Genomic DNA, 21357 nt, shown 5'->3' with positions numbered 1-21357 from the left:
ACTACATTCGATGTGACTTCTGCTGCGCCCGACGTCGAGGCTCGTGGAGCCCGAAAACCGCCAGCTACAGTGACCTCATGCCGACCCGAGCACGCGCGCGAGCCGACGCGTGCCCTGGTGTTTTCGCACCCCACGACGCCGCCGACGGCCCCTTGGCCCGGGTTCGGCTGCCCGGCGGCACGATTTCCGCGGCGCAACTGCGCGCGCTGGCCGCCTGCGCCGAGGCGTGCGGCGACGGCGACCTCCACCTGACCTCGCGCGGCAACGTCCAGCTGCGCGGGGTGACCCGGCCCGGCCTCGCCGCCCGGCTGGCCGCCGCCGGCCTGTTGCCGTCGTCGTCGCACGAGCGTGTCCGGAACGTCCTGGCCTCGCCGTTGAGCGGGCTGACCGGCGGCCTCGCCGACGTCCGGGGCCTGGCCGCTTCGCTCGACGCTGTCCTCCGCGCGACACCGGAGCTGGCCGAACTGCCCGGACGGTTCCTGTTCGCCTTCGACGACGGGCGCGGCGACGTCGCCGGGGAAGGCGCCGACGTCTGCTGGCGGGCGGTGAACGCGGACGAAGGCACGCTGCTGCTGGCGGGCGGCGACACCGGACGGCGGGTGGCCCGTGCCGACGCCGTGGCCACGCTGATCGACCTCGCCCTGGAGTTCGGCCGGGTGCGCGGGTCCGCCTGGCGCGTCGCCGAACTCGACGACCCGGCCTGGCGCGGGACGCCGGTGCCGCGCGCCGAAGCCGCGGTCCCGGCCGGGTTGGTCTCGCGTGACGACGGCGGGTTCGCGGCGGGTGTGGTCCCGCGGTTCGGACAGCTCTCGGCCGCGCAAGCGCGGGCCTTGGCGGAGTTCGGCCCGGCGCTGGTCACGCCGTGGAAGTCCGTCGTGCTCCCGGACGTGCCCGCCGACGTCTTCGAGCGGCTGGGCTTCGGCGGCGTGCCGCTCGGGACCAGCGCGTGCGTCGGCCGCCCCGGCTGCGCGAAGTCGCGGGCCGACGTGCGCGCCGACGCCGTCTTCCGGCCTGGCCTGCGCGCGCACTTCTCGGGGTGCGAACGACGCTGCGGGAAGCCGTCGCAGTCGCATGTGGACGTTGTCGCCGAGGCCGGTGGCTACCGTGTCGACGGCCGGTGGGTGCCGCTCGAAGAGCTGAAGGGAACGTTGTGATCGACTACCTGCGGGACGGTGCCGAGATCTACCGGCACTCGTTCGCCACGATCCGCGAGGAGGCGGACCTGGCGATCCTGCCCGACGACGTGGCGGGCCTCGCGGTCCGGATGATCCACGCCTGCGGCATGGTCGATCTGGTCGACGACCTGCGCTACACGCTCGACGTCGTCGAGTCCGGCCGGGCCGCCCTGGAGGCGGGCGCGCCGATCCTCTGCGACGCGCGGATGATCGCGAGCGGCGTCACGCGGCGCCGGCTGCCCGCGAACAACGAGGTGCTCTGCACCCTGACGGACCCGAGCGTGCCCGGGCTCGCCGAGCGGATGGGCACCACGCGGTCGGCGGCGGCCCTGGAACTGTGGCGCGACAAGCTGCCCGGCTCGGTCGTGGCGATCGGCAACGCGCCGACCGCGCTGTTCCGGCTGCTGGAAATCCTCGACGAAGGCGTCGGGGCGCCCGCGGCGATCATCGGCGTGCCGGTCGGGTTCGTCGGCGCGGTGGAGTCCAAAGTGGAGCTGGCCAAGCAGGCCCCCGCCCCGTACCTGGTGGTGCACGGACGGCGCGGCGGCAGCGCGATGGCCGTCGCCGCGATCAACGCCCTCGCGAGCGCCGAAGAATGACCGGCACCCTCTACGGCGTCGGCCTCGGGCCCGGCGACCCGGAACTGATGACGGTCAAGGCGGCGCGCCTGATCTCCGAGGCCTCCGTCGTCGCCTACCACAGCGCGCGCCACGGCCGGAGCATCGCGCGGTCGGTGGCCGAGCCGTACCTGCGCGAAGGGCAGATCGAGGAAAAGCTCGTCTACCCGGTCACCACGGAGACGACCGACCACCCCGGCGGGTACGAAGGCGCGATCGCCGACTTCTACGAGCTGAGCGCGAAGCGGCTCGCCGAGCACCTCGACGCGGGCCGCGACGTCGTCGTGCTCTGCGAGGGCGACCCGTTCTTCTACGGCTCCTACATGTACATGCACGAACGGCTTTCCGGCCGGTTCGAGGCGGTCGTCGTGCCCGGCGTGACGTCGGTGAGCGCGGCGTCGTCGGTGCTCGGCCGGCCACTGGTGCAGCGCGACGAGGTGCTGACCGTGCTCCCGGGCACGCTGCCGGCGCCGGAGCTGGCCCGGCGGCTCGCGGACACCGACGCGGCGGCCGTGCTGAAACTGGGCCGGACGTTCTCGTCCGTGCGGGACGCGCTGGCGGAGGCCGGGAAGCTCGACGACGCCGTCTACGTCGAGCGCGCGACCTGGGGACAGCAGCGGATCGAGCCCCTGGCCGAGGTGGATCCCGCTTCGGTGCCGTACTTCTCGCTGGCGTTGCTGCCTTCGCCGGCTTATGCGTCCCGGACTTCGCCTGCTCCCGCAGCTCCCGCGGCCGCACCTTCGGGCGGCGAAGTCGTCGTGGTGGGCCTGGGTCCGGCGGGCCCGGAGTGGCTTACGCCGGAGGCTTCGGCCGAGCTTTCGGCCGCGGAGCACATCGTCGGGTACGGGCCGTACGTCGCGCGCGTGCCGCAGAAGGCCGGGCAGCGGCGGCACGCGTCCGGCAACCGGGTCGAGGCCGATCGGGCGGTCGAGGCGCTGACGCTGGCGGCGTCCGGGGCCCGGGTCGCGGTGGTCTCCTCGGGCGACCCGGGGGTCTTCGCGATGGCGTCGGCGGTGCTGGAGCAGGTCGCCGCCGGTCACGGCGGGGGCGTGCGCGTCCGGATCGTCCCCGGGGTGACGGCGGCCCAGGCCGCGGCTTCCCGCGTGGGAGCGCCGCTGGGGCACGACTACTGCGTGCTGTCGTTGTCCGATCGGCTGAAGCCGTGGGAGATCATCGAGAAGCGCCTCGACGCGGCAGGCGCGGCGGATCTGGTGCTGGCGCTGTACAACCCGGCGTCACGATCCCGGACGACCCAGCTGGCCGCCGCCCGCGACGTGCTGCTGCGGCACCGTTCCGGAGAAACCCCGGTGGTCGTGGCCCGGGACGTCGGCGGTCCCGAGGAGGACATCCGGATCACGACGCTGGGCGGGCTGGACCCGTCCACTGTGGACATGCGGTGCGTGCTGCTCGTGGGCTCGTCGAAGACCCGCGCGGACAACGGCATCGTCTGGACGCCGCGCAGCTATTGACGTCGGACGTGAGCCGGGCGGAGGGGGCTCTGCACCACAGGACCGCGCTGGCCTGTGAGGCGGCGTCGGCCGCCGGCGTGCCCGGCCGGTTCCGGGTCTGGGACGAGGCCGGGCTGCGGGCCGTGCTGGCGACGGATCCCGCGCTGGATTTCCTGCCGATGGTGTCCGGAGTGACGCGGGAGACGCTGCCCGCGGTGGCCGGCTTCGTGACCGGGCCCGGCTGGAACGGCGTCAAGCCGACGGTGGTGGTCCCGGCCGAGCTCGGCGATCCGCCGATGGCGGGGTTCGCGCGGACGGGCGATCGGCTCCTGGCCGTCAAACGGCTGGCGCCCCGGCCCGCCGCGGACGCCCCTCCGGACGTGGTCGACGAAGACACTTTCCTGCGTGTGCTGCTGGCCGGGTTCGAGGCGCACGGGGCGGTCGCCGCGTTCATGGCCGCGGAACACCGGATGACGGCGATGCGACGGTTCCTGGTGGTGGAGCGGGAGACGCCGATCGCCGCCGCGGGCATGACGATCCACGGCGACGTCGCGGTGCTCGGAGCCGCTTCGACCCTGCGTGCGCACCGGGGCCGGGGCGCGCAACCCAGGTTGCTGCGCCGCCGCCTCCAAGCGGCCGGCGAAGCGGGGTGCACATTGGCTGTGGCGACGGCCCGGCCCGGCTCGGCGAGCGCGGCCAACCTCGGCCGGGCGGGGTTTCACCTCCACCGCCGTTCGGCGTGGACGAAGCTCTGACGCCGTGCCTAGGGTCGCGCGTCCGGTTCGTTGACAGGGTCCGGGGTTGCGCCCCAATGTGGCGTTGGGTGCGTTGGACGCACCGAATGTGGCTTTGGGTGCGTTGGACGCACCGAACGCCACATTGGGGCGCTCGGCCCGAACGTCAAGCAGCTTGCGCTAGCGCGTCGGGTCCTTGCCGTTCGGCTGGCGCGGGCCCGGACCTGGTGACCACCAGCCCGGCACCGTCTTCTCCCCGTGCACCACCGTGGGCGCGATGCCCTCGGTGAACGGCTCGATCTGCAGCAGCTGGCCCCAGGACTGGCTCGGCTGGCCGATCAGGTAGCTCGGCACCTCCGGCTCCTCGGCCAGCTCCTCCAGCCAGCCGATCGGCCCGCCGTTGGTCGAGGACGCCCACTGGGCCTCGTCCGCCAGCGCGCCTGCCGTGATGCGGTAGTCCGGGACCTGGGAGATCCCGTCGTGGGACGTCACCGGCTGGACGCACGGGTACACGAACGACGCCGGCCAGTCGACGTACACCGGCTTCGAACCGATCCGGTCCGTCAGCGTCGTGAACGTGGGGACGCGCGGGGCCGACGCCGCGATCCAGCCGTCCTCCGTGAGGTCGTTGTCGACGATGTTGACGCGGACCGCGTTCGTCTCCGGCGGGAGGTCGCGCAGGTTGATGCGGGTGTCGTTCCAGCCATTGGTCCCCGCGCCCGGCGGCAGCATGAACTGGCTGCGCAGGATCTTCACGCCGTTCGGGGTGTCGACGCCGTAGTCGAGGCTGACCGACGTCGGCCGCCGGGCCGCGCCCGCCGTCGCGACCACGATCTGGCCGTCCGCCGGCTTCTCGGTCAGCGCGTACCAGTCGCTGCGCAGGCGGCCGGCGCGCGTCTCCGGGTCGAGGAAGCTCGACCACATCGGCACCTTCTCGGGCGTGAACCCGTGCGGCGGCTCGGCCAGCGGGTCCTTGTCGTCGACCGGGCGGGTGTGGAAGCCGGTCTGGACGCGGCCGTTGTCGCGGTCGGGGTCGGGTAGCGGCGACGCCGGCTCCTTGGCCTTCTCCGCGACGGTCCGCTGCTCGGACTGCGTGCGCAGGATGCTCGTCGCCGCGTCGCGCTCGACCATGACGTGGTCGGAGAGGTTGCAGCTCTTGCCGAACAGGTGCCCGATGTTCGCGGCGCCCAGGCTGTAGCTGCCGGCCTGGTTGTGGATCGCCCACGCCATCGTGACGAACTCGCCCGCCGCCACCAGGCCGCAGACCACCACCAGCGACAGCGACCCGAGCCGCAGCGCGCGCAGCCTGCCTTCCTGCGGCTGGTCCGGCAGGCCCGGCCGGTGCGCGCGGACGTTCTCGACGAACGCGTAGATCCCGGCGATCGCGGCCGCCACCAGGAGGATCGTGGACAGGCCGATGCCGCCGATCGACGGCGCCACGTTCGTCCACTGGACGCCGAGGCGCGAGACGAACCAGTAGGTGTTCGGCCCGGTCGCGGCCAGCGCGGCGACGACCAGCAGCCCGGCGAGGAAGGCGGCGCGGTTGCGTTTGGACCGCAGCACCGTCGAGCTGGTCGCGAGCGCGGTCAGCGCCGCCATCGACGCGCCCACCGCGGCGAACGCGCCGAAGTGGTGCGTCCACTTCGTCGGCGTCAGGGCGAGCAGCAGGAAGAACAGCGCCGTCGTGCCGATCAGGCGGCGGGCCGGGCCGAGCGACGCGCCGGGGATGCGGCCGCGGCGCAGCAGCATCACGAGGCAGGTGCCGGTGCACAGCAGCACCAGCAGCACCGGGAACCGGCGCGGCGCCGAGCCGTCCGGCAGGCTCTCGAACAGCAGCTGGTAGCGCGAGAGCTCCTGGAACCACGACAGGTTCGGGCCGACCTGGGTGCGGATCCGGGTCGCCTCCTGCACGGTCGCGAAGGTCTGGTCGGCGAACACCGTGACCAGCACCAGCAGCCCGGCCGCGGCGACCGGCGCGAGCACCGGCAGCCAGCCGTTCTCGGTCGCGCGCTGGCGCACCAGCTTGAACAGCGGGCGCGCGGCGACCAGGAACGGCGCCACCGCGATCAGCCCGGTCGGCGTCGCGGCCAGTGTGAACCCGGCCGCGGTCAGGCCGAGGCACAGCGGCAGCAGCCGCCGCGTCACCAGCGCGCGCTCCACCGCGCAGATCGCCAGCAGCGAGCCCAGCGCGGCGACCGGTTCCGGGCGGACGCCGTTGTTGTAGGGCATCCACCAGATCAGGAACACCGTCGCGGCGGCCCAGCCCGCCGGGGCGCTGGTGCGGATCTGGGTGCCCAGCCGCGGCATGACCTCGCGGCTGATCAGCAGCCAGCTGAGCACGCCGAGCAGGAACGACGGCAGCCGGATCCACGGCGGCACCACGCTGACGTGCGCCATCAGCTCGAACAGGTGGTAGAACCAGCCGAAGGGGGCTTCGGCGACGCCGAACCAGCGGTGGTAGTTGGTGAGGAACCCGGTCTGCTCGGTGACCCTGGCCATCGTGAGGATGTAGCCGTCGTCGGAAGTCACCGGCCCGATGAAGACCCACGCGCCGAGCGCGACGATCACCGTGGCGTCCCGCAGCGTCAGCCGCCACCAGCCGACCGGCGCCCAGCGCGGGGCGCGGCGCGCGAAGCCGGAGTCGCGGCGCCAGACCGCGATCAGGGAGCCGATCAGGGACAGCGCGGCGAGCACGCCGACGCCGACCTTCAGCGCGGTCGGCGAAGTCTGGTAGCGCGTGTCCGGCACGATCGAGACGTGCAGGCCGGCGATCGGGTCCTTGATCGAGTTGATCGAGGAGTAGATGCCGACGACGCGGGGGCGGACGTCGCCCTCGGCGTGGAACACCGGCGTGCCGGCGACGGCCAGCGTCATCTGCGTCGCGTCGACGTCCAGCTCGACGTCGCACTTCTCGGCGGGCAGCGGCTGCTGGGCGATCTGCTGGCCCTGGCTGGAGGCGAGCAGCACGCCGTTGTCGACGCGCAGCTGCAGGCCGACGCCGTTGCCGGCCTTCGGGTCGGTGCGGCCGTCCGGCACGGTGGCGAAGAGCAGGCCGGGACCGCCGGTGCGGGCGTCGACCGAGCGGATGGCCGCGCACGGCAGTTCGGCGCGCAGGTCCTGGGCCCAGTACCCGGTCAAGGGCGCGTTGACGGAGCGGGTGTCGCTGCCGGTCGGCCAGACGACCTCCGCCGTGTCCTGCACCACCGGCAGGAAGGGGAAAGCCAGCGCGCACAAGGCCGAGAGCAACCCCAGCGCTACGGCAATCAGACGCATCGGCGCAACGCTAACGGGTCAGAGGTCGGCGGTTGACGCAGCCCCCGGATCACGCGGGGTGAACCGTCCGTGGTGGATCGCCACGGTCAGGGGACGGCGGCTACGCCAACCGTGACGTTCCAGGTCGGGCACGGCTTCGAGCCGGCTCACCGGGCCGACGCACAGCCACGCGACGGGCCGGATACCGGCGGGGACGCCGAGCAGCTCGCCGAGGAACGGTTCGCGGTAGAAGCTCACCCAGCCGACGCCGAGGCCTTCGGCGGTGGCAGCGAGCCACAGGTTCTGGATCGCGAGGCACACCGAGTACAGGCCGGCGTCGGCGATGGCGTGCCGGCCGAGCACGTCGGGCGCGCCGCGCGCCGGGTCGTAGGTGACGACGACGCCGAGGCTCGACTCGAGGATGCCCTCGATCTTGATGTTGGCGAAGGTGCTCGCGCGGTCTTCGCTGAGCTGGTCCGCGAAGACCTCCCGCTCCTCGTGGACGTGCTTCGCGAACTTCTCGCGCGTGGCGAGGTCGTCGACCAGCACGAAGTCCCAGGGCTGGGTGAGCCCGACGCTCGGCGCGGCGTGCGCGGCTTCGAGGATCCTGGTGAGGGTGGCTTCGGGGATCGGCTCGCCGGTGAACTCGCCGCGGACGTCCCGCCGCTTACGCAGGACTTCGTAGAACTCTTCGATCATCGGCGCAGGACCCATTCGACGGCTTCGGGGACGGTTTCGGCGGTCTCGGTCGCCGGGCGCGGCGGCCGCCGGACCAGCAGGACGGGTTTTCGCAGCTCCCGGGCCGCGGCCAGCTTCGCGCTGGTCTGGGTGCCGCCCGAGTCCTTGGTGACCAGGACGTCGACCCGGCCGAGCAGCTCGCGTTCCGCGGCCACTTCGTAGGGGCCGCGGGCGAGGATCAGCTCGTGGTGGCGCGGCAGCGGGGGCGCGGGCGGGTCGACGCAGCGGATCAGGAACCACAGGTCGTCGAGGTGCGCGAAGGCGGGCAGACCCTGGCGGCCGCTGGTCAGGAAGACGCGTTTCCCCAGGTCCGGAAGTTTCCGGGCCGCCTCGGCGAGGTCGTCGGCCCAGTGCCAGACGTCGCCTTCCGCGGGCTGCCACCCCGGCCGGGCCAGGCGGAGCAAGGGGACTTTCGCGCTCTCTGCCGCTTTTGCGGCGTTGGTGCCGATGCGTTCGGCGAAGGGATGCGTCGCGTCGACGACGGCGCGTACGTCGTTCTCGCGCAGCCAGGCGGCGAGACCTTCCGGGCCGCCGAAGCCGCCTACGCGCACTTCGCCGACCGGTAGCCGTGGGCGGGCGACGCGCCCGGCGAGCGACGAGACAACGCGCACTTCGCGCTCTACGAGGTCTTCGGCGAGCTTTCGCGCTTCGCCGGTCCCGCCGAGGACGAGGATCACGAAGGGCGTCCGTAGCCGACCGCTTCGCGCCACCTGTCCAGGGTCCGCATGTTGGCCAGCGTCTCCGCCCAGGTCAGCTCGGGCGCCTGCCGGTCGTCGACGTGCGCGGCCACATGGTCCGCTTCGCGCGCGAAGACACCCTGGGTCGCTTCGACCTCGATGACCTTCGGCTCGCCGGAGGACGGCGTCAGGATGATCTGGGACGTGCCCGGCGTCCGCAGCGGGTGGATCCACGCCGGCCGCGGCACGTGGAGCTGCCCCTGCGTGCCGAACACGCGGATGCCGTCCTCCCGGGCCAGCCGGATCCCGCACGAGATCGTCGCCAGGATGTCGCCGGGCAGCCGCAAGAGGCCGGTCGCGTACTCGTCGACGCCGGTTCGCGAGAGTTTCGCCATCCCGCTGACCTCGACCGGCTCCACAGCGTCCTGTCCGGTCGCGGCCTGGGCGACCAGCCGCGCCAGCGACGTGCAGTAGCAGCCGACGTCGAGGATCCCGCCGCCGCCGAGCGCCGGGTCGCCGAGGCGGGCGGTCTCCTCCGGGTTGCTGTCGAAGGAGAAGGTCGTGTCGACCGCGCGGACTTCGCCGATGGCGCCGCTCGCGATCAGCTCGACCAGCCGCCGCGTCTGCGGGTGCAGCCGGTACATGAACGCCTCCATCAGGAAGACGTCGTGTTCGCGGGCCGCGCCGATCACCTCTTCGGCTTCGGCGGCGGTGACCGTCAGCGGCTTCTCGCACAGCACGTGCTTGCCCGCTTCGGCCGCGGCGATGGCCCATTCCTTGTGCATCGCGTGCGGTGTCGAGACGTACACGGCGTCGACGTCCGGGTCGGCGAGGAGGTCTTCGTAGCTGCCGTAGGCCTTCGGGATCTCGAAGCGCGCCGCGAAGTCCCGCGCCCGGTCGGCGGATCGCGCGGCGACGGCGGTCAGCACGCCGTGCTTGCTCTCCTCGACGCCCGCGGCGAAGTGGGCGGCGATGGTCCCGGCGGCCAGCAGGCCCCAACGCAGTTCGGTCACAACGACTCCGGTTGGTTCGCCCGGTCACGGGCACTCGAATAGAGGAAGCTGTCGGGGAAGCCCGCCGCGGCGAGCACCCGGCCGACGAAGATGGTGGCCGCGCGCGTCATCCCGGCTTCGCGGACCAGCACCGGGAGTTCGCCGAGCACACCGCGCACCACGGTTTCGCCGGGCTGCGAAGCGAGCGCGACGACGGCGACCGGGCAATCGGCGCCGTAGTGCGGGACCAGCTCCCCGGCCACCCGCTCGACGTGGTTGATCGCCAGGTGCAGCGCCAGAGTGGCGCCGGTGGCGGCGAACGCGGCGAGGGTCTCGCCCGGCGGCATCGCGGTCGACCGGGCCCGCACCCGGGTGATCACCAGGCTCTGCCCGACTTCCGGCACGGTCAGCTCCCGGCCGAGCACTGCCGCCGAAGCGGCGAAGGCGGGCACACCGGGGACGACCTCGTACGGCACTTCGGCGGCGTCGAGCCGGCGCATCTGCTCGGCGACGGCGCTGTAGAGCGACGGGTCACCGGAGCACAGCCGCGCGACGACGTGCCCGGCGCGATGCGCGTCGGTCATCTTCGCGACGATCTGCTCGAGGCTGAGGTTCGCCGTGTCCACCAGCTCGGTCCCGGGCGCGCAGTACGCCAGGAGGTCGGTCGGCGTCATGCTGCCCGGGTAGAGGCAGACACCGCAGCGGCCGAGCAGGTCGCGGCCGCGCACGGTGATCAGATCCGCGGCGCCCGGCCCGGCGCCCACGAAGTAGACGGTCATCGGTTGCTCCACTGGGTCACCGTGCGGGCGGGCGTCCACCCGCTGAACCCGCCGAGCGGCGCGGCGTGTTCGACGCTGATGCGCAGCAGCTCGCCGCCGTGGTGCTCGTACGCGCGCGCCAGGACCTGCTCGGCCTCCAGCGTGACGCCGTGCGCGACCACCCGCGCGCCCGTGGCGAGGCACGCGTCCAGGACGCCCGGTGCCGTCACCCCGCCGCCGATGAAGACGGCGTCCGGCACGGGGAGCGCGCTCAGCGATTCGGGTGCTTCGCCGGTCACCACCTCCAGTTCCGGGACGCCCAGGTCCACCGCGTTGCGGCTGATCCGCTCGGCGCGTTCGGGGTCGCGCTCGATCGCGATCGCGCGGTTCAGGCCGTGCAGCCGCGACCACTCGATGCCGACGCTGCCGGCGCCCGCCCCGACGTCCCACAGCAGCTCGCCGGGGCTCGGCGCGAGCCGGGCCAGCGCCGACACGCGCAGGTCGCGCTTGGTCAGCTGCCCGTCGTGGGCGTACACGTCGTCCGGGACGCCGATCAGCGGCAGCGCCGGACCCGCGCACTCCAGCGCGAACACCGTCAGCGGGCCGGGTTCGCCGCTCCAGCCGTCGGAGACGCGCTCGTCGGGCCCGCCCAGGTTTTCGAGCGCGATCAGCTCGCTCTCGGCGTACCCGCGCACGGTGAGCAGAGAGCGCAGCGCGGTCGCGTCGGCGCCCAGGACGAGCACCCGCCGTCGCGGCGCCAGCACCCGGGCGACGCGGGCCGACGACCGGCCGACGATGGTCACCACCTCGGTCTCCTCGGCGGACCAGCCCAGCCGGGCCCTGGCCAGTGTCACCGACGAGAGCGCGGGCAGCGCCTCGACCTCGTATCCATGTGCCACCAACGTGGTGCCGACCCCCGACAAGAACGGATCTCCGCTGGCCAGGACGCAGATCCGCGCGCCTTCGTGCTCGGCGATGACCGCGTCGAGCCCGGGCAGCAACGGCGTCGGCCACGGCTCGGCCCGGACCTGCTCGGGCAGGTAAGCCAGCTGCCGCGGCGCACCCAGCACGATGTCGGCGCCGAGCACCAGGGCCTGGGCTTCTTCCGACAGCCCGGTCCACCCGTCGGCCCCGATCCCGACGACGGTCAAGCGTGATTTTTCGCGCACGATTTCCCACCCTAAGCGAGGCGGGCGCTGTGCGATGATCGGCCGGTCGCCGACCTCAGGAGCGCTGTTGAAGCCGTACCCGTTCACCGCCGTCGTCGGGATGCCGGACCTGCGCCTGGCGCTCGTCCTGTCCTCGATCTCGCCCGCCGTCGGCGGGGTGCTGGTGCGCGGCGAGAAGGGGACCGCGAAGTCGACCATGGTGCGCGCGCTGGCGGGCCTGCTGCCCGGCGTGGACGTCGTGGACGGCTGCCGGTTCTCCTGCGATCCCGCGGCTCCTGACCCGCTTTGCCCCGACGGCCCGCACGACGGAGCGAACAGCCACCGGCGGCCCGCGCGGCTGGTCGAGCTGCCGGTCGGCGCGGCCGAGGACCGCGTCATCGGCTCCCTGCACCTGGAGCGCGCGCTCGCCGAAGGCGTCACGGACTTCCAGCCGGGCCTGCTGGCCGCCGCGCACCGCGGGCTGCTCTACGTCGACGAGGTCAACCTGCTGCACGACCACCTCGTCGACACCCTGCTCGACGCCGCCGCGATGGGCCGCGCGACCGTGGAACGCGAGGGCGTCTCGGTGTCGCACGCGGCGCGGTTCGTGCTGATCGGCACCATGAACCCGGAAGAGGGCGAGCTGCGGCCGCAGCTGCTGGACCGGTTCGGGCTGACCGTCGAGGTCGCTTCCAGCCGCGATCCGGAGCAGCGCGTCGAGGTCGTCCGGCGCCGGCTGGCCTACGAAGCCGATCCTGGCGGCTTCGCCGCGGAGTACGCCGCCGAGGACGCCCTGCTGGCCGCGGACATCGAAGCGGCGCAACGGCTTCTGCCCGCCGTCAAGCTCCCCGACGACGCACTGCGCCAGATCGCCGAGGTCTGCGCGTCGTTCGAGGTCGACGGCATGCGCGCGGACATCGTCACCGCGCGCACCGCGGTGGCGCACGCGGCCTGGGCCGGTCGCGACGAGGTGACCACCGACGACGTCCGCGTCGCCGCGCGCCTCGCGCTGCCGCACCGGCGCCGCCGGAACCCGTTCGACGCCCCGGGGATCTCCGAAGAGCAGCTGGAGCAGGCCTTGCAGGACGCCCAGCCACCGGAGCCCGGCCCCGAGGACGACGGCCCTGGCTCAGGCTCCACACCCCAGCAGGACGAAGCCCCGGCGCCGCAGGGCAGCGACGACGCGCCGCAAGGCGAACCGCGGCAAAGCGGCGGCCGGCAGAAGACCGTCGGCGCCGGGGAAACGTTCAAGGCGCGGGTCTTCCGCGTCAAGGGCATGGGCGAAGGCGAGCGCGGACGCCGTTCGCGGGCCATCACCGACAGCGGGCGGACCATCGGCGTCCAGCCCCCGAGCGTCCGGGACGGGCGGCCGCACCTGGTCGCGACCGTCAAAGCCGCGGCGCCGCACCAGAAAGCCCGCGGCCGCGACGGCGCCGGCCTGAAGCTGCGGCCGGAGGACCTGCGGTTCGCGCTGCGGGAAGGGCGCGAGGGCAATCTCGTGCTGTTCTGCGTGGACGCGTCCGGCTCGATGGGGGCCAAGGCGCGGATGCGCGAGGTCAAGTCCGCGGTGCTGTCGCTGCTGCTCGACGCCTACCAGCGCCGCGACAAGGTCGGGCTCGTGACTTTTCGCGGCGACGCCGCCGAACTGGCGCTGCCGCCGACGATCAGCGTCGACGCGGCCGCGTCCCGGCTCGACGGCCTGCCCACCGGCGGCCGGACACCGCTGGCCGAAGGGCTCCTGGAAGCGGCGCGCGTGCTGCGCGTCGAGGAGATCCGCGATCCGCGGCGCCGTCCGCTGCTGGTCGTCGTCACCGACGGCCGGGCCACCAGCGGGCCGGACGCCGTCGCGCGCGCCCAGGCCGCGGCCGGGCTGCTCACCGGCGTCACCGCCGTCGTGATGGACTGCGAGAGCGGGAAGATGCGGCTCGGCCTGGCCGCCGACCTGGCCGCCCACCTCGGCGCGGAACACGTGCCGCTGGCCGACGTCGCCGCGGAGTCGCTGGCCGGCGCCGTCCGCGCCCGGACCGGGAGGGCCGCCTGATGCCGCAGGGAAAACCCGAGGTCGTCCCGGACGACGGACTGACCACGCGCCAGCGCCGCAACCGGCCGCTGCTCGCCGTGCACACCGGGGAGATGAAGGGCAAGTCGACGGCCGCGTTCGGGATGGCGCTGCGCGCCTGGAACCAGGGCTGGTCGATCGGCGTGTTCCAGTTCGTCAAGTCGGCGAAGTGGCGCGTCGGCGAGGAAGCCGCGTTCCGCGCGCTGGGCCGGCTGCACGACGAAACCGGTGAGGGCGGCCCGGTCGAGTGGCACAAGATGGGCGAGGGCTGGAGCTGGGCGCGCAAGTCCGGCAGCGAAGACGACCACGCCTCGAACGCGCGTGAGGGCTGGGCCGAGATCAAGCGCCGCCTCGCCGCCGAAACACACGGCTTCTACGTCCTCGACGAGTTTTCCTACTTGCTCAAGTGGGGCTGGCTCGAAGTCGACGACGTCGTGTCCACTTTGGTCTCGCGGCCCGGGCACCAGCATGTCGTCATCACGGGCCGGTACGCGCCGCCGGAGCTCGTCGAGGCCGCGGACCTGGTCGCCGAGATGACCAAGGTCAAGCACCCGATGGACAGCGGGCAGAAGGGCCAGCGGGGGATCGAGTGGTAGCGCGGGTGGTGATCGCCGCGCCCGGCTCCGGGCACGGCAAGACCACCGTCGCCGCCGGGCTGATGGCGGCGCTCCGCGCGGCCGGGCACCGCGTTTCCGGGCACAAGGTCGGGCCCGACTTCATCGATCCGGGCTACCACGCGCTCGCCACCGGGCGCCCGGCGCGGAACCTCGACCCGTTCCTCCAGGGCGAAGACCGGCTGATCCCGTTGCTGCGGCACGGTTCCCTCGGCGCCGACATCGCCGTGATCGAGGGCGTGATGGGTCTGTTCGACGGGGCGCTGGGCACCGAGGGCTACGCGTCCACCGCGCACGTCGCCCGGCTGCTCGACGCGCCGGTGGTGCTGGTCGTCGACGCTTCGGCCGCCTCGCGCAGCGTCGCCGCGACCGTGCTCGGGTTCGCCCACTACGACCACCGCGTGCGGCTCGCCGGCGTGATCCTCAACAAGCTGGGCTCGCGGCGGCACCGCGACGAGATCGCGTCCGCGCTGGAGGCCACCGGCGTCCCGCTGCTGGGCGCGTTGTACCGCAACGAGGAGATCCACGCGCCGAGCCGGCACCTCGGGCTGGTGCCCGCGGCGGAACGGGCCGCCGAGGCCGAGCGCGTGCTGCCTTCGCTCGCCGCGTGGGTCGCCGACGGCGTTGATCTCGGCGCGATCGTGCGGATCGCCTCCGGCGCCTCCCGGCTCTCCGCGCCCGCTTGGGAGCCGTCCGGAGTGGACGGTCCGCGGGTGACGGTCGCGGCCGCGGGCGGCCCGGCGTTCACCTTCCGCTACACCGAGAACATCGAGTTGCTCGCCGCGGGCGGCGTCGACGTCGTGGACGTCGACCCCTTGCGTGACAAGGCTTTGCCGGACGGTTGTGCCGGGCTGTACTTCGGTGGCGGGTTTCCCGAGGTGCACGCGGCCGAGCTGTCGGCGAACACGGCGTTGCGCGCCGAAGTGGCCTCCGCGATCGAGCGTGGGATGCCGGTGAGCGCGGAATGCGCGGGACTGCTGTACCTGTGCCAGTCCCTGGACGGCGTGCCGATGGTCGGCGCCGTGCCCGCGGACGCCAAGATGACCGCCCGCGGCAAGCTCGGCTACCGGCGCGCGGTCGCCGTCGAGGACAACCTCCTGGCCGCGGCCGGGCAGCGCGTCACCGGGCACGAGTTCCACCGCACCGAGGTGACGCCGTCGCACGGTGCCGCGGCGGCCTGGGGCTGGGACCGGCAACTGGACGGCTTCGCGTCGCCGACGCTGAACGCGTCCTACCTGCACGTCCACTGGGCCGGGTATCCCGAGTTGGCCCACCGATTCGCCGCGCGGGCTCGTGGGTTCGCCCGTGCGTGACTACGACCTGCACCACCACGGCGACCGCGAGGTCGGGCCGGGGCTGGTGGACCTCGCGGTGAACGTCCGGCTGCCGCGGCCGCCGGAGTGGCTGCGACGGGAGCTGGCGTCCGCTTTGGACGATCTCGCCGCCTATCCGTCCGCTGCGGAAGCGACGCGTGCGGTAGCGGCGCGGCACGGGCGTCCGGAGGCGGAAGTCCTGGTCACGGCGGGCGCGGCGGAGGCGTTCACCCTGCTCGCGTCGGCTTTTCGGCCGCGGCACGCGGTGGTCGTGCACCCGCAGTTCACCGAGCCGGAAGCCGCGCTGCGGGCAGCCGGGCACGCGGTTTCGCGCGTGATCTTGTCCGAAGAGGACGGTTTCGTGCTGGACCCGGCGCTGGTCCCGGACGACGCGGACCTGGTGTTCGTGGGCAACCCGACGAACCCGACGTCGGTGCTGCACCCGGCGTCGGCCTTGCGTTCGCTGGCCCGGCCCGGGCGGCTCCTGGTGGTCGACGAAGCTTTCCTGGACGCGGTCCCCGGCGAGGCCGAAAGCCTGGCCGGCGGTGCGCCCGGCGTTGCCGTGCTGCGCAGCCTGACGAAGACCTGGGGCTTGGCTGGGTTGCGGGCGGGGTATGTGCTCGCCGAGGCCGACGTCGTCGAGCGGTTGCGAGAGGTGCAGGTGCCGTGGTCGGTGTCCACTTTGGCCGGAGTGGCGACGGTGGCGTGCTGCCGTCCGTCCGCTTTGGAGGAAGCGGAAAAGCTGGCCGTCGCGGCGGAGTCGGACCGCGAGTACCTGGTGTCGCGGTTGGCCGAGGCGGACGTCGAGGTTCTGGGTGACCCGCGCGGCCCGTTCGTGCTGGTGCGCATCCCTGACGCGATGGTGCTTCGCGCGCGTCTGCGTGAGGCGGGTTACGCGGTCCGCCGCGGCGACACCTTCCCCGGCCTCGGCCCGGACCACCTCCGGCTCGCGGTCCGCGACCGGGCGACCACCGACGGCTTCCTCGCGGCGCTGGTCAGTCGCAGAGGAGTTTGAACGCCGTCGCCCCGGGACGGGCGCGGAAGCGGACTTCGTGCCCGTGGTCGTCGTGGAAGACGGCGGTGTCCGGGGAAAGCAGGGTCATGGTTCCGCGCTGGTACGGGTTGTCCCACCCGGCGGGCGCGCTGACGGCGGGGCCGACGATCGGGTGCTCGGCCTCGAAGTAGGTGCCGCCGATCTTCGCTTCGTCGACACCGCAGTGGGTCAGCAGGTCGAAGGAGAACGACCGCGCCGACGCGGAAGGCGAAGCCGCGGTCGCCGGCGTCACGGGGACGGGTCCGGGCGTGGGCCGGGTGACGGCGAAGACCACCCCGGCGGCGACCAGGACGACGGCGGTCGCGGCGGCGAAGACAGGGGTCAGCCGGCGCCGGGGCCGTGCGGCCGGCGCCGCCTCCATGTCGACAGTGTCCACGCTGTCCACAGTGGACGCGAGGGCGCTGAACGCCCGCCGCAGCCGGTCCTCGATTTCAGTGTCCATCGGGTCCTCCGAGCAGGTCCGCGAGCTTGGTGAGGGCGCGGGACGCGCAGGTCTTGACCGTCCCGCGGGAGACGGCGAGGGTGTCCGCGATCTCGGCCTCGGAAAGCCCGGCCCAGTACCGCAGCACCAGCACCTCGCGCTGCCGGCGGGGGAGCCGCCGGACCGCGATGAGCACCGTCCGGTGTTCCTCGGCGAGCAGCACGCCGGCGTCCGCTGCCGGGAGCGCCTCCGGTTCACCGGCCTTGAGGTGCCGCCAGACCGTCGTCCGGCGCCGCTGGGCCGACCGCGCGCCGTTCACCACCGAGACCCGCAGGTATCCGGCAGCCGACGCCGGGTCCGTCAGCGTGGGCCACTTCCGGTGCAGCGCCACGAAGGCGTCCTGGACGACGTCCTCGGCCATGGCCCGGTCACCGAGCAGCAGCACGGCGAGCCGCAGCAGATCGGGCCGCTGCCGGCGGAACAGGTCCGCGACGGGCCCGTCCGCCGTCGTTTCCGGCCGAGGCACGGCTCGACCACCTCCCTTGTCGGCGTTCTCCCTCACTACACGCCGACCGGTCGCCGCGGGTTGACACGATCACCACGAAAGGGCGAGCAGGGCCGCGGCCACGGAGACTTCGAGGCAGCCGCCGAGGACGTCGCCGGTGATCCCGCCGAGCCGTTTCGCGCACCTGATGAGGAGGACCGCGGCTGTGGTGTACGCGAGGGCGACCGCGACTACGCCGCGCCACCAGGGCAGGCCGGGGATGAGCGTGGCGAGCGCGGCCGCGATCGCGGCGATCGCGATCGTGGCGGTTCTCGGGACCGAGCCGGCGACGGTGGCACCGAGCCCCTCCGGCCGCGCCGACGGCACTCCGCGCGCGCAGGACATCGAGAGCGTGCAGCGGCCGACGAGCACGCCCGCGACCGCGGCGGCGATCCCGTGGCCGGCGCCGATGGCTCCGGTGAGCGCCCCGGCCTGCACGAGCAGGACGAACACGAGGGTCGCGACCCCGGTGGGGCCGGAGTCGCCCCGGCGCATGACGTCGAGGGCCTTGGCGCGGTCGTAGGAGGCGCCGAGGCCGTCGGCGGTGTCGGCGAGCCCGTCGAGGTGCAGGCCGCGGCTGCCGAGCGCGACGGCGCCGAGGGCCAAGGCCGCGGTGGCGAGCGCGGGCAGGTGCAGGGCTGTTCCAGCGGCGACGACGAGCCCGGCGGCCGCGGCGAGCGGAACGGCGGCGAGGGGCGCGAGCAGCATGGCGCCGCCCGCGACCCGGCGGTCGATAACGCGGGGCGCCGGGACGGGCACGGTGGTCAGCGTCCCGACGGCCATCCGCGCGGAGTCACCCCAGCGGCTCACGAGCGCCCCAATGTGGCTTTGGGTGCGTTGGATGCACCGAATGTGGCTTTGGGTGCGTTGGATGCACCGAACGCCACATTGGGTGCGTTCAGGGCACCGAGTGCCACCCCCCGGCTCAAGTTGTCCACAGGCGATGCGAACTCGGCGGAGTTGTCCACAGATCGCCGAGCGGGGCCTTTTGCACCGGGGGAGCCGATAGACTGGACGTGGGACGCCCCCCAGGGAGTGGCGGGGGCTGCGCTCATGCCAAGTCTGCCAGCAGGCCCATGTCGGCCAGGATCGCGCGGGCCGCCCGCAGCGTCGGGATCGCCTGGACCGCGCCGCTGCCCTCGCCGAGCCGCAGGCCGAAGTCCAGGATCGGCTCCAGGCCGAGCGCCTTCAGCGCGAACGCCTGCGACGGCTCCGTCGAGCGGTGGCCGGCCAGCCACCACTGCTCCGCGCCGGGCGCGATGTCGCGGGCCACCAGGGCCGCCGCGCCCGAAAACACTCCGTCGAGCAGCACCGGGATGCCGTGCACCGCCGCCTGGACGAGGAACCCCGCCGTCGCCGCGACGCACGCGCTGCCCAGCGCCGTCAAGCGCTCGAACGGGTCCTCCGTCCGGCCCACGGTCCGGGCCAGCGCCGCCGACACCGACGCCGTCTTCCGCGCCAGCCCGGCCGCGTCCACCCCGGTGCCCGTGCCGACGACCTCCGCCGCGGGCAGCCCCAGCGACGCCGCGACCAGCGCCGCGCACATCGCCGTGTTGCCGATCCCCATGTCGCCCGGGATCAGGACGTCGGCGTCGCGCTCTTCGTCCGCGATCGCGCGGCCCGCGTCGAACGCCGCCTGCGCCTCACCTGGCGAAAGCGCGTCCTCGACGTCGATCGAGCCCGAACCGCGGCGGATCTTGTGGGCCGTGACGGAAGCCGGGACGTCCGCGCCGTCCCAGTCGACGCCGAGGTCGGCCACCCGGACCCGCGCGCCGACCTGGGCGGCCAGCACGTTCACGCCGCTCTTCCCGGCCAGGAACACCCGCACCATCGCCGCGGTCACCTCGCGCGGGTACGCCGAGAGCGCGGACACGCCGTGGTCGCCCGCGAACACGACCACGCGGACGTCGTCGAGGGGGCGCGGCGGCACGCTGCCGTGCGCCGCGGCCAGCCAGGCGGCGATCTCCTCCAGCCTGCCCAGCGAGCCGAGCGGCTTGACCAGGCCGTCGAGCCGCTCCTGCGCGGCGGCGCGGGCGGCTGCGTCTGGCACGGGTACGTCGAACACGGGCGCCTCCTGTTACAGGTCGAGCGCCCGGCCCGCGACGACCAGCACGACCCGGTCGGCGTCGGCGGACACCCGGTTGTTGAGTGCGCCCAGCACATCACGGAACAGCCGTCCGGATGACGTCGCGGGCACCACACCGCTGCCGACCTCGTTGCTGACCGCGACCACCGGCACCCGCGCCGCGGCCCACGCGGCCAGGAAGTCCTCCAGCCGGTCGTCCAGCCGATGCTCCCAGCCCGCCTGCTGCCGCCACGCGCCGACGTCGTCCAGCACCCGGGAGAGCCAGGTGCCGAGGCAGTCGATCAGCAGTGGCTCGGTCGCCGTGCGGAGGATCCCGGCCAGGTCGGTGGTCTCGACGGTCCTCCAGTGCGCCGGCCGCCGCGCCTGGTGCGCGGCCACCCGCGCGGCCCATTCCGCGTCGTCGTCGCCCGCGGGCAGGCCGGGCGCGACGTAGACGAGGTGCGGGTGGTGCGCGACGAGCCGTTCGGCGTGCCGTGACTTCCCCGAGCGGACACCGCCGAGGACCAGCACCTTGTCTTCGCCGTGTCCGTACCGGCGTAGCGCCCGCGCCAGGGCTTCGAGATACCCCGCCAGCCGGTGGCTCAGCCCCGTCGGCGCACTTCTTCCCGCGGAGGCGGCATTGGGCCCCGCCGACGCACTTCTTCCCGCGGAGGCGGCATTGGGCCCCGCCGACGCACTTCTTCCCGCGGAGGCGGCATTGGGCACAGTCATACCCGGCATTCTGGTGCACGCGCTACGGTTCGCCACGTGCCACTCCGTCTAGGGACAACCGCGGCCGGACTCGTGACCGGATATGTCGCCGACACCCTGTTCGGTGACCCCCGTCGGGGGCATCCGGTAGCCGTCTTCGGAACCGCCGCGGCCCGTCTCGAACGTCGCATGTGGGCCGATTCGAAGCCGCGTGGAGTCGCGTACGCGGGGTTGTGCGCCTCCGGTGCCGTGGGGCTGGGCGTCGCGCTTCAGGTCGCGACGCGGCGACGTCCCTTCGTGCGCTTCGCGACGACGGCTGTCTGTACGTGGGTAGTGCTCGGCGGACGCGGCCTCGCCGCCGAAGGCGCCGAGATGGCCCGGCTGCTCGAAGCCGGCGAAGTGCCCGGAGCGCGTCAGCGGCTTTCGCACCTCTGCGCGCGCGACGCGACGACGCTCGACTCCGCCGAGCTGACCCGCGCGGCCACCGAATCGATCGCCGAGAACACCTCGGACGCCGTGGTCGCGCCGCTGTTCTGGGGCGCCGTCGCGGGGGTTCCCGGCCTGCTCGGCTACCGCGCGCTCAACACGCTCGACGCGATGGTCGGCTACCGTTCGCCGCGCTACGGCCGCTTCGGGTGGGCCGCCGCGCGCGCCGACGACGTTGTCAACCTGGTGCCGTCGCGGCTCGGCGCGGTGCTCACGGCGTTGGGCGCGCCGCTGGCCGGTGGGCGGGCAGGCGGTGCCTGGCGGATCTGGCGCCGTGACGGCGGGCGGCACCCGAGCCCCAACGCGGGCCAGGTCGAAGCCGCGTTCGCCGGCGCGCTGGACATCCGGCTCGGCGGGACGAACAGCTACGGCGGTGAGGTCGAGAGCCGGGCCCGGCTCGGCGAGGGCCGCGACCCGGAGCCGGTCGATCTACGGCGGGCGGTGCGGCTGTCCCGGCTAGTGGGACTGGCCGCGGTTGTGGTCGCCGCCGGTGCGGCCGCCGCCGCGAGCGCAGCCGCTGCCAGTGCGGTCGCCGCGAGCGCAGGCGTCGC

The 21357-nt window shown here is 73.7% G+C and carries 19 protein-coding genes and 1 pseudogene; 9 read left to right on the top strand and 11 right to left on the bottom strand.

The genetic code is table 11. The features are described 5' to 3' along the window. The first annotated feature begins 77 nt into the window (after positions 1-77). From AB0M82_RS35000 to AB0M82_RS34985, 4 genes are read left to right on the top strand one after another with little or no spacing between them, the layout of a single operon-like run. Complete coding sequence (locus AB0M82_RS35000; protein ID WP_364731359.1) at positions 78-1154, top strand: precorrin-3B synthase; 1077 nt, start codon at positions 78-80, stop codon at positions 1152-1154. Continuing rightward, a complete protein-coding gene (locus tag AB0M82_RS34995) occupies positions 1151-1774 on the top strand; it encodes a precorrin-8X methylmutase (protein ID WP_364731356.1) in 624 nt (207 codons plus the stop codon). The genes AB0M82_RS35000 and AB0M82_RS34995 overlap by 4 nt, the downstream gene beginning before the upstream one ends. Further along, positions 1771-3261, top strand: coding sequence for a precorrin-2 C(20)-methyltransferase (locus tag AB0M82_RS34990; protein ID WP_364731353.1), 1491 nt, complete (start codon positions 1771-1773; stop codon positions 3259-3261). Before AB0M82_RS34995 ends, AB0M82_RS34990 begins: the two co-directional genes overlap by 4 nt. 8 nt (positions 3262-3269) lie before the next feature. Continuing rightward, positions 3270-3995 (top strand): hypothetical protein, encoded by a 726-nt coding sequence (locus AB0M82_RS34985; protein ID WP_364731351.1) that lies wholly within the window; start codon positions 3270-3272, stop codon positions 3993-3995. A gap of 159 nt (positions 3996-4154) precedes the next feature. Here AB0M82_RS34985 and AB0M82_RS34980 read toward each other — a convergent pair whose 3' ends face one another. Genes AB0M82_RS34980 through cbiE form a run of 6 tightly spaced genes read right to left on the bottom strand, consistent with a single transcriptional unit; the run spans position 4155 to position 11560 of the window. Beyond that, positions 4155-7247 carry an arabinosyltransferase domain-containing protein gene (locus AB0M82_RS34980; protein WP_364731348.1) on the bottom strand — a complete coding sequence of 1031 codons (3093 nt, stop codon included), beginning with the start codon at positions 7245-7247 and terminating at the stop codon, positions 4155-4157. A gap of 18 nt (positions 7248-7265) precedes the next feature. Next, the gene (bluB, locus tag AB0M82_RS34975) at positions 7266-7925 is read right to left on the bottom strand and encodes a 5,6-dimethylbenzimidazole synthase (protein ID WP_364731345.1); all 660 of its coding nucleotides are present in this window, start codon (positions 7923-7925) and stop codon (positions 7266-7268) included. Continuing rightward, a complete protein-coding gene (locus AB0M82_RS34970) occupies positions 7922-8641 on the bottom strand; it encodes a cobalt-precorrin-6A reductase (RefSeq protein WP_364731342.1) in 720 nt (239 codons plus the stop codon). The genes bluB and AB0M82_RS34970 overlap by 4 nt, the downstream gene beginning before the upstream one ends. Then, on the bottom strand, positions 8638-9654 hold the full coding sequence (locus tag AB0M82_RS34965; protein WP_364731340.1) for a Gfo/Idh/MocA family oxidoreductase: 1017 nt from the start codon (positions 9652-9654) through the stop codon (positions 8638-8640). The genes AB0M82_RS34970 and AB0M82_RS34965 overlap by 4 nt, the downstream gene beginning before the upstream one ends. Next, positions 9651-10412, bottom strand: coding sequence for a precorrin-4 C(11)-methyltransferase (cobM, locus tag AB0M82_RS34960; protein WP_364731337.1), 762 nt, complete (start codon positions 10410-10412; stop codon positions 9651-9653). The genes AB0M82_RS34965 and cobM overlap by 4 nt, the downstream gene beginning before the upstream one ends. Then, positions 10409-11560: a precorrin-6y C5,15-methyltransferase (decarboxylating) subunit CbiE gene (gene cbiE / locus AB0M82_RS34955; protein ID WP_364731334.1), complete on the bottom strand. Its 1152-nt coding sequence runs from the start codon at positions 11558-11560 to the stop codon at positions 10409-10411. The genes cobM and cbiE overlap by 4 nt, the downstream gene beginning before the upstream one ends. A gap of 67 nt (positions 11561-11627) precedes the next feature. Here cbiE and AB0M82_RS34950 point away from each other — a divergent pair, with 67 nt between their 5' ends. Genes AB0M82_RS34950 through cobC form a run of 4 tightly spaced genes read left to right on the top strand, consistent with a single transcriptional unit; the run spans position 11628 to position 16540 of the window. After that, positions 11628-13580, top strand: a complete 1953-nt coding sequence (locus AB0M82_RS34950) for a putative cobaltochelatase (protein WP_364731332.1) — start codon at positions 11628-11630, stop codon at positions 13578-13580. Then, positions 13580-14194, top strand: a complete 615-nt coding sequence (gene cobO, locus AB0M82_RS34945; protein ID WP_364731329.1) for a cob(I)yrinic acid a,c-diamide adenosyltransferase — start codon at positions 13580-13582, stop codon at positions 14192-14194. Before AB0M82_RS34950 ends, cobO begins: the two co-directional genes overlap by 1 nt. Continuing rightward, on the top strand, positions 14188-15525 hold the full coding sequence (locus AB0M82_RS34940) for a cobyrinate a,c-diamide synthase (RefSeq protein WP_364731327.1): 1338 nt from the start codon (positions 14188-14190) through the stop codon (positions 15523-15525). The genes cobO and AB0M82_RS34940 overlap by 7 nt, the downstream gene beginning before the upstream one ends. Continuing rightward, the gene (gene cobC / locus AB0M82_RS34935) at positions 15518-16540 is read left to right on the top strand and encodes an Rv2231c family pyridoxal phosphate-dependent protein CobC (protein ID WP_364731324.1); all 1023 of its coding nucleotides are present in this window, start codon (positions 15518-15520) and stop codon (positions 16538-16540) included. Before AB0M82_RS34940 ends, cobC begins: the two co-directional genes overlap by 8 nt. Here cobC and AB0M82_RS34930 read toward each other — a convergent pair. From AB0M82_RS34930 to AB0M82_RS34910, 5 genes are all read right to left on the bottom strand, one after another. Next, positions 16521-17021 carry a hypothetical protein gene (locus tag AB0M82_RS34930; RefSeq protein WP_364731321.1) on the bottom strand — a complete coding sequence of 167 codons (501 nt, stop codon included), beginning with the start codon at positions 17019-17021 and terminating at the stop codon, positions 16521-16523. The two genes, cobC and AB0M82_RS34930, sit on opposite strands and share 20 nt — an antisense overlap. After that, positions 17011-17526, bottom strand: a complete 516-nt coding sequence (locus AB0M82_RS34925) for a SigE family RNA polymerase sigma factor (RefSeq protein WP_364731319.1) — start codon at positions 17524-17526, stop codon at positions 17011-17013. The genes AB0M82_RS34930 and AB0M82_RS34925 overlap by 11 nt, the downstream gene beginning before the upstream one ends. Positions 17527-17595: 69 nt before the next feature. Further along, positions 17596-18327 carry an adenosylcobinamide-GDP ribazoletransferase gene (locus tag AB0M82_RS34920; protein WP_364731379.1) on the bottom strand — a complete coding sequence of 244 codons (732 nt, stop codon included), beginning with the start codon at positions 18325-18327 and terminating at the stop codon, positions 17596-17598. A 268-nt stretch (positions 18328-18595) separates the two neighbouring features. Beyond that, positions 18596-19609: a nicotinate-nucleotide--dimethylbenzimidazole phosphoribosyltransferase gene (cobT, locus tag AB0M82_RS34915; protein WP_364731316.1), complete on the bottom strand. Its 1014-nt coding sequence runs from the start codon at positions 19607-19609 to the stop codon at positions 18596-18598. Positions 19610-19621: 12 nt separating this feature from the next. After that, a complete protein-coding gene (locus AB0M82_RS34910; RefSeq protein ID WP_364731313.1) occupies positions 19622-20341 on the bottom strand; it encodes a bifunctional adenosylcobinamide kinase/adenosylcobinamide-phosphate guanylyltransferase in 720 nt (239 codons plus the stop codon). A gap of 36 nt (positions 20342-20377) precedes the next feature. Between AB0M82_RS34910 and AB0M82_RS34905 the strand changes: the two are divergent. Next, a pseudogene (locus tag AB0M82_RS34905) lies at positions 20378-21304 on the top strand (cobalamin biosynthesis protein); the annotation flags it as partial. Positions 21305-21357: the final 53 nt, after the last annotated feature.

The sequence above is a fragment of the Amycolatopsis sp. NPDC051128 genome, from assembly GCF_040682715.1.
In the GTDB taxonomy this organism is placed as follows: Bacteria; Actinomycetota; Actinomycetes; order Mycobacteriales; family Pseudonocardiaceae; genus Amycolatopsis.
The sequence above is the reverse complement of the archived record's forward strand: the minus strand, read 5'-3'. Positions and strand labels throughout refer to the sequence as shown.